We start from the raw sequence: 7744 nt of genomic DNA, 5'->3' as shown, positions 1-7744 counted from the left end.
ACACAACTAACAATAAAACACAAACCGAACCAGCTCCCCCCACCCCTCATCCCATCAACCAATTTTTTTGTCGTATTTGTTCTTAAAATATTTTTTTTTTATGATTCGGCGACCACCGAGATCTACACCTCTCTTTTCGTCGGCTGCGTCTGATGTGTATAAGAGACAGGATCGAGCCCCGGCGCCGGCCGTTTTCCCGTGTCTCCAGGGCCTGAGGCCCTAGCCGCGCCCCCGCAGCGGGATGCGGACCCGGACCCGGGACAGCGCCGCCGAGACCCTGGAGGCCAGGGCCGCGCGACGGGCCGCCGCCGCCCAGCGGAGCCGGGCCGACGAGCGGGGCAGGAACAGGGCCCGCAGCCGGGTGGCGCGGGAGACCCCGGCCAGAAGGGCGGTCCGGGCCAGGAGGACGTCGCCGGCCAGGCCCTCGTACGAGGGCTCCGCGCCCGGCGGGGCGTACAGCGCGCGCTCCACCGCCGCCGACACCCGCCGCACCGCGTCCGCCGCCTCCGGATCCAGCCGGCCCAGCGTCACCACCCGGTCCGCCGCACCCCGCGGGGACAGCGCCTCGTCCGGGTCGATCCCGACGTCCCACGCCGAGTCGCCCAGCTCCCGCCACGCGGACAGGACCTCGCCCGAGTCCAGCCGCCGCGACCGCAGCCGCCCGCGCCACAGGAACGGGAGGAAGGGCAGGGCCAGCAGGGCCAGGCCGCCGGCCGTCCAGGCCAGGACGGCGGAGACGGACACGCCGCCGCCCCCCGAGCCCGCGCCCGGCTTCGGCGCGGCCACCCCGCACTCGCCCAGCTTCTTCTGGGCCGGCGGGCAGTCGTCCGACTTCGTGGGCCCGGCCGAGGGCTCCGCCGAACCGGCGGACGGGGCCGCCGTCGGAGCCGTCGGCTGGGAGTCCGGGGCCTCGGGCCGGCTGTAGTCCGGCACCGTGATGCCCGACCGCGGAGTCGGCTCGAAGCGGGTCCAGCCCACGCCCTCGAAGTACAGCTCCGGCCACGCGTGCGCGTCCCGCATCGAGACGTTGACGCTGCCGTCCGACTGCTTCTCCCCGGGCGTGAAACCGACCGCGACCCGCGCCGGGATCCCCAGCGTGCGCGCCATCGAAGCCATCGAGAAGGCGAAGTGGACGCAGAAGCCCTCCTTGTCGGCGAGGAACTTCACGATGGCCTGCGAACCCGTACCGGAAGACACCTTCGTGTCGTAGCGGAACCCGCCGCTCACCGCGAAGTAGTCCTGGAGCCTCACCGCGCGCGAGTAGTCGTCCTTCGCGCCCTTCGTGACCTGCCGGGCCGTCTCGGCCACCACCGCCGGCAGGTTGTCCGGCACCTTCGTGTACTCGCCCGCGATCGCCGGGTTCGGCGCCGGCGCCTTCTGGAGCTGCTCCGCCGTCGGCTTCAGCAGCAGGCTCCGTACGGTGTACTGCGCGCCCTGGGCGTTCTGGAACTTGTCCTTGCCCAGCTGGTCCCCGACGAGCGTCCGCCCGACCGGCTCGAACCGCCACTTCCCGCCGATGTCCACCTGCATCGCCGGATACGGCATCGGCAGATAGCGCTGCGCGTACGTCTGCGCCGAAGAGATGCTGGTCCGCACCTCGGCCGCGCCGACGAGGACGTCGCCGCTCACCCCGGGCGGGTTCGGCAGCCGCTCCGGGACGTCCGTCAGGGGCCGCCCGGAGGCCTCCCACTTGACGCCGTTGAACTCGTCGAGCGCCAGTATCCGCAGGTACTGCTCGCTCAGCTGCGGGTTGTCGGTGCGGTACTTCAGCACCACCCGGTTGTCCTGGGCGTTGAGGCTGCTCTGGAGCGAGACCAGCGGATTCACCGCCTGGATCGACGGGCCGATGCCGGTCCCGTCGCCATCGCCCCCGGCGCCCGTGCCCAGTACCCCGCCGCCCAGGGAGGGCAGCACCGCCGGCACCGCCAGCGCCAGGCCCAGCGCGACCGCGCCGATCCGCCGCCCGGTGCGCACCGGGGCCATGGCCTGGCCGCCGCCGGAGAAGCCGCCCGCGGCCCCGCCCGACGCCCGCCCGCGCGGGGCCGCGCCGAAGACCCGGCCCCACTGGGCGAGCCGGTCGCGGCCCTCGGACAGCAGCAGCAACAGGTAGCCGCAGCCCGCCAGCAGGAACGCGAACCACGAGGCGCCGCCGGAACCGGAGGCCGCGCCCGAGAGGCCCGCCGCCACCGAGTACAGGGCGAGCAGCGGAAGCCCGGCCGCCGCGGCCATCCGCAGGGTCACCGCCAGCAGGTCCACCAGGAGCCCGATGAGCAGCACCCCGGTCACCAGCAGCAGCCGGATCCCGTCCGTCAGCGGAGCCGGGATCGCGAACTCGTTCACGTCCCGGACGCCCTGGGCGAACAGCGCGCCGAAGTCCGACACCAGGTAGGACAGCACCCCGTCGCCGGCCGAGGACCGGCCCTTCCCGCCGAACAGCAGCATGAGCAGCAGCAGCGACACGAGCAGCTGCGCCCCCACGGTCAGCGACCGGCCCAGCGGCACCCGCCGCGCCCCGCCGCCCACCGCGCTCTGCACCGCCAGCAGGAGCGCCGCCTCCGGCAGCCAGCTCCCCGACTGCACCAGCGGGGTCAGCGACCACGCAGTGAACAGCGTCGCCAGTGCCGCGAAGACCGTCAGTCTCGCCCGCCCGCTCATCCCCAGCCCCCCGCCGAACCGGCGCCGCTCCGCGCGTTCCCGGCCAGCCGCCACAGTTCCCCGAAGGCAGCCCCGGGCGGGGCGGCCACCGCCGTCCAGCCCGCGTCGCGCAGCCGGCCGAGGCGCTCCGCCAGCGGAGGCAGCCCCTGCGACATCAGCTCCGAGAGCCCCGGCGGCCCGCCGGTCCAGTCCGCGGAGTCCAGTACGAACGCCACGGCCCCTCCGCCGCGCCGGCACATCTTGGCCGCCATTTCCGTCTGTACGTCGTCCAGGTCTCCGAAGAAGGCGATGAGGAGCCCGTCGCCCCCGGCTCCGCCGAAGCCACCGCCACCGCCGGTGCCACTGCCCCGGACCGCGTCGTAGGCCCGGGAGAGACCGGCCCCGTCGGAGTGGCCGACCACCGCGAGGGTGTCCATCATCAGGCCGGCGGCCTCCGCGGACTCCTGGCCGCCGGAGGTGAATCCGCCGCCCTCGCGGGGTACGCAGTCCCCGGTGTCGGTCAGCAGCCGCACGGCGTAGCCCTGCTCCAGCAGGTGCACGAGCGCCGACGCCGCGCCGGAGACGGCCCACTCGAAGGCGGAGTCGGGGCCGGCGCCCTCGTAGGCCAGGCGTCGGGTGTCCAGCAGCACGGTGGCCCGGCTGCGCTGCGGCTGCTCCTCGCGGCGCACCATCAGCTCCCCGTAGCGGGCGGTGGAGCGCCAGTGCACCCGGCGCAGGTCGTCGCCGCGCCGGTAGCCGCGCGGGATCACGTCGTCCTCGCCGGCCAGGGCCAGCGAGCGCCGGCTGCCGTCGCCGTAGCCCGAGGACTCGCCGGTGAGGCGGACCGCGGGCAGCGCTTCGGTGCGCGGGATGACCGTGAGGGTGTCGTAGGCGGAGAAGGAGCGGGTCAGCTCGACCAGCCCGAAGGGGTCGGACAGCCGCAGCTGGAGGGGGCCGAGCGGGTAGCGGCCGCGCAGGTCGGAGCGGACCCGGTAGGACACCTCGCGGTGGCCGCCCGGCTCCACCCGGTCCAGGACGAAGCGGGGCCGGGGCCCGAGCACGTAGGGCACCCGGTCCTGGAGCATCAGCAGGCCGGTCGGCATCCGGGAGGTGTTGTCGAGGCGCAGCTGGACCCGGGCCTCGGCGCCGGCGGGCACCCGCATCGGGGTCAGCCGGCGGCTGCCGGAGACCCGGTAACGGGTGCGGTGCAGGGCGAGGACGCAGATCAGCGGGAGCACCGCGAGCAGCAGTCCGACCCGGAGCAGCTCGGACTGGCCCAGGAGGTACGCGCACAGCGCGGCGGCGACCCCGGCGGCCAGGAAGGACCTGCCCCGTGTGGTCAGCCCGGCCAGCGAGGCGCGCAGCCCGCCGCCTTCCTCCGGGCCCCGGCCGCCGCCGTACGGGGCGCCGGCGCTCATCAGAAGCCCCGGATGCCCGCGCCGGGCGGGATCTCGCCGCGCGCGTGCGCGGCCGGTACGGGGGTGCGCTGGAGGATGTCGGCGACGACCTGCTCGGCGGTGCGCCGGCTCAGCTGGGCCTGCGCGGTGGGCAGCAGCCGGTGCGCGAGGACCGGGCCCGCCAGCGCCTGGACGTCGTCGGGCAGGACGTAGTCCCGGCCGGACAGGGCGGCGGAGGCCTTCACGGCGCGCAGCAGGTGCAGGGTGGCGCGGGGCGAGGCGCCCAGGCGCAGGTCCGGGTGGCTGCGGGTGGCGGAGACCAGGTCGACGACGTAGCCGCGGACGGGCCCGGCCACGTACACCTCGCGGACGGCCTCGATGAGCTTGACCATGTCGTGGGCGTGCGCGACGGCCGTCAGATCGTCGAGCGGGGAGAGTCCGCCGTGCACGTCCAGCATCCGCAGTTCGGCCTCGGGGCTGGGGTAGCCGACGGAGACGCGTGCCATGAACCGGTCGCGCTGGGCCTCGGGGAGGGGGTACGTGCCCTCCATCTCCACCGGGTTCTGGGTGGCGACCACCATGAACGGGGTCGGCAGCGTGTACGTGGTGCCGTCGATGGTGACCTGGCGCTCCTCCATCGACTCCAGGAGCGCGGACTGGGTCTTGGGGGAGGCCCGGTTGATCTCGTCGCCGATGACGATCTGCGCGAAGATCGCGCCCGGCTTGAACTCGAACTCGCGGCGCTGCTGGTCGTAGATGCTGACGCCGGTGATGTCGGAGGGCAGCAGGTCCGGGGTGAACTGGATGCGCTGCACCGAGCAGTCGATGGACTTGGCGAGCGCCTTGGCCAGCATGGTCTTGCCCACGCCGGGGACGTCCTCGATGAGCAGGTGACCCTCGGCGAGCAGCACGGTCAGTGCGAGGCGGACCACTTCGGGCTTGCCCTCGATCACGCTCTCGATCGAATCCCGCACCCGCTGCGCCGTGCTCGTCAGATCCGCGAGGCTCGCTCGGTCGTCATACGTGGTCACCTGGTTCTCCTCGACCCTTTCCCAGGGCCGGCGCCCCATGGCGCGTGCTCGGCCCACCCCGAAACACCTCAGAAATCAAGAGTGCGGACGCCGGCCCGGAGGTCTTCCGGGTGACGTCTCCCCGCATTCTTGACGGCGCTACGGCCCTGTGTCACTCACGAGGTGGGATCGATCTCCCGCAGGAGGCCGGTGTGCACGTCGAAGACGAAGCCTCGCACATCGTCCTTGTGGGGCAGGAAGGGGTTGGTCCGGACCCGCTGCATGGACTGGCGGACGTCCTGGTCCACGTCGCGGAAGGCCTCGACGGCCCAGGCGGGGCGCTGGCCGACCTCGTCCTCCAGTTCGTGCCGGAAGTCCTCGGTCAGGCTTTCGAGACCGCACCCGGTGTGGTGGATGAGTATGACCGCGCGGGTGCCGAGCGCCCGCTGGCTGATGGTGAGCGAGCGGATGGTGTCGTCGGTGACCACGCCGCCGGCGTTGCGGATCGTGTGACAGTCGCCGAGCTCCAGGCCGAGGGCGGCGTGCAGGTCGAGGCGGGCGTCCATACAGGCCACGACGGCCACGTGGAGGACGGGGCGGGCGTCCATGCCGGGGTCGGCGAACCTTGCGGCGTAGGCGCGGTTCGACTCCACCAGCCGGTCGGTGACGGAGCGGCCGGCGGAGTCCCGGAGGGGGGCCACGGCGGGCACGGCGGGGACGGGAGCGGAAGTCGTCATGGATACGACGTTAGTGGTCACAGCCGGTTCAGGCATTGAGTGAGGGTGGACAAAGAAGGTCACTACTTCCTGTTGTGAGCTAACCCACAGGAGTGAGCACCGGGGGCCCATCGGGGTGATTCACGGCATTTGCCGGTTCGGTGGGAGAGGGCCGCACGGCGCGCGGGGCGGTTCGTTGACCGCGGCGACCGTTGCACTAAAGTGACGCGAACCGGCCGGAGCCCGGCCCTGACCGGCCGCCCGGCCCTTTGGTAAGACTCCGCGTGCGCGGCGCGGCGTATGCCTGCCGCGCCGTTATCTGAGAGGGCGCTTTGACTAGCGAGTCCCGACATGTCCCGGTGATGCTCCAGCGGTGCCTGGACCTGTTGGCCCCGGCACTGGAGAGGCCCGGGGCCGTCGTCGTCGACTGCACCCTCGGCCTCGGCGGCCACAGCGAGGCCCTGCTCACCCGGTTCCCCGAGGCCCACCTCATCGGCCTCGACCGCGACAAGGAGGCCCTGCGCCTCTCCGGGGAGCGCCTCGCGCCCTTCGGGGACCGGGCCACCCTCGTCCACGCCATCTACGCCGACCTGGCCGACGTACTGGACGACCTGCGCATCCCGACCGTCCAGGGCATCCTCTTCGACCTCGGCGTCTCCTCCATGCAGTTGGACGAGGCCGACCGCGGCTTCGCCTACGCACAGGACGCGCCGCTCGACATGCGGATGGACCAGACGACCGGCATCAGCGCGGCCGAGGTCCTCAACACCTACGCGCCCGGGGAGCTGGTCCGCATCCTGCGCCAGTACGGCGAGGAGAAGCAGGCCAAGCGGATCGTGTCCGCGGTGGTCCGCGAGCGGGTCAAGGAACCCTTCACCAACAGCGCACGGCTCGTGGAGCTCATCCGCGACTCCCTGCCGCAGGCGGCGAAGCGCACCGGCGGCAACCCGGCCAAGCGCACCTTCCAGGCGCTGCGCATCGAGGTCAACGGAGAGCTGTCCGGGCTGGAGCGGGCCATCCCCGCCGCCGTGGACCGGATCGCGGTCGGCGGCCGGATCGCCGTGCTCTCGTACCACTCGCTGGAGGACCGCCTCGTCAAGCAGGTCTTCGCGGCAGGGGCCACGTCCACGGCCCCGCCCGGGCTGCCGGTCGTACCGGAGAAGTACCAGCCGAAGCTGAAGCTCCTCACGCGCGGCGCGGAGCTGCCGACGGAGGAGGAGATCGCGGAGAACCGGCGGGCGGCGCCGGCCCGCTTCCGCGGGGTGGAACGGATCCGGGAGGCGCGGCTGTGAGTCCACGCGGGGGACGCCTCGGCCGCGTCCTGGCCGGGAGCCCGGCCGGGCAGGCGGCGCGCACGCCGTTCGTCCTGCTGGTCGTCGCGCTGCTCGGCGGCGGGCTGATCAGCCTGCTGCTGCTGAACTCGGCGCTGAACCAGGGTTCCTTCCAGCTGAGCAAGCTGAAGAAGGAGACCACCGCGCTGACGGACGAGGAACAGGCGTTGCAGCGGGACGTGGACGGGTACTCGGCGCCGGACGCGTTGCAGCGGCGGGCGCACGAGCTGGGGCTGGTGCCGGGTGGGAGCCCGGTGTTCATCGGCGCCGACGGCAAGGTCGCGGGGACCGCGTCCCCGGCGGCCGAGCCGCCGCCGCCGTCCGCTCCGCCGGCGTCCGGGGCCTCGGCCTCCGCGCCCGTCGCGGCCTCCGCCGTGCCGAGCCCGGCCGGCTCCCCCGCCTCGGCCCCGTCGGGCCCGGCCGCCTCCCCCGTGCCCTCGGGTGCCGCTCCCCAGCCCTCCCAGACCCCTGGACGGTGACGTCGTGACGCGTACCCCTGCGGGGCCGGTCCCCTACCCGCCCTTCCACCGTTCCCCGGAGCTCCGCCCCGGACCCGTTGCCGCGTGCGGCGCCGTCGCCGGGGGCCAGCCCCCGGACCCCCGCGCCGCGTAATTCCGGCGGGGGGGAGGGGGGCCTCCTCAGCGCGGGGGTGTGGT

The 7744-nt window shown here is 73.4% G+C and carries 6 protein-coding genes; 2 read left to right on the top strand and 4 right to left on the bottom strand.

Annotated elements, in window-relative coordinates; genetic code table 11:
* Positions 1-219 precede the first annotated feature (219 nt).
* From ACFXDJ_RS12325 to ACFXDJ_RS12310, 4 genes are all read right to left on the bottom strand, one after another.
* On the bottom strand, positions 220-2655 hold the full coding sequence (locus ACFXDJ_RS12325) for a transglutaminaseTgpA domain-containing protein (RefSeq protein ID WP_384662737.1): 2436 nt from the start codon (positions 2653-2655) through the stop codon (positions 220-222).
* A complete protein-coding gene (locus tag ACFXDJ_RS12320) occupies positions 2652-4052 on the bottom strand; it encodes a DUF58 domain-containing protein (protein ID WP_384662734.1) in 1401 nt (466 codons plus the stop codon). The genes ACFXDJ_RS12325 and ACFXDJ_RS12320 overlap by 4 nt, the downstream gene beginning before the upstream one ends.
* On the bottom strand, positions 4052-5062 hold the full coding sequence (locus ACFXDJ_RS12315) for an AAA family ATPase (protein WP_384662731.1): 1011 nt from the start codon (positions 5060-5062) through the stop codon (positions 4052-4054). Before ACFXDJ_RS12315 ends, ACFXDJ_RS12320 begins: the two co-directional genes overlap by 1 nt.
* A 155-nt stretch (positions 5063-5217) precedes the next feature.
* On the bottom strand, positions 5218-5778 hold the full coding sequence (locus tag ACFXDJ_RS12310; protein ID WP_384662728.1) for a beta-class carbonic anhydrase: 561 nt from the start codon (positions 5776-5778) through the stop codon (positions 5218-5220).
* 341 nt (positions 5779-6119) lie between these two features.
* Between ACFXDJ_RS12310 and rsmH the strand changes: the two genes are divergently transcribed.
* Both rsmH and ACFXDJ_RS12300 read left to right on the top strand, forming a co-directional pair.
* Positions 6120-7049, top strand: coding sequence for a 16S rRNA (cytosine(1402)-N(4))-methyltransferase RsmH (rsmH, locus tag ACFXDJ_RS12305; RefSeq protein WP_384662740.1), 930 nt, complete (start codon positions 6120-6122; stop codon positions 7047-7049).
* Positions 7046-7567, top strand: a complete 522-nt coding sequence (locus tag ACFXDJ_RS12300; protein ID WP_384662726.1) for a hypothetical protein — start codon at positions 7046-7048, stop codon at positions 7565-7567. Before rsmH ends, ACFXDJ_RS12300 begins: the two co-directional genes overlap by 4 nt.
* The last annotated feature ends 177 nt before the right edge of the window (positions 7568-7744 follow it).

The sequence above is a fragment of the Streptomyces sp. NPDC059443 genome (assembly GCF_042750105.1).
In the GTDB taxonomy this organism is placed as follows: domain Bacteria; phylum Actinomycetota; class Actinomycetes; order Streptomycetales; family Streptomycetaceae; genus Streptomyces.
The sequence above is the reverse complement of the archived record's forward strand: the minus strand, read 5'-3'. Positions and strand labels throughout refer to the sequence as shown.

What these genes read in the sequence shown, in the direction of transcription:
- rsmH (WP_384662740.1), top strand. Translation starts at nt 6,120, where the DNA reads ATGCTCCAGCGGTGCCTGGACCTGTTGGCCCCGGCACTGGAGAGGCCC.
- ACFXDJ_RS12310 (WP_384662728.1), bottom strand. Translation starts at nt 5,778, where the DNA reads ATGACGACTTCCGCTCCCGTCCCCGCCGTGCCCGCCGTGGCCCCCCTC.
- ACFXDJ_RS12320 (WP_384662734.1), bottom strand. Translation starts at nt 4,052, where the DNA reads ATGAGCGCCGGCGCCCCGTACGGCGGCGGCCGGGGCCCGGAGGAAGGC.
- ACFXDJ_RS12325 (WP_384662737.1), bottom strand. Translation starts at nt 2,655, where the DNA reads ATGAGCGGGCGGGCGAGACTGACGGTCTTCGCGGCACTGGCGACGCTG.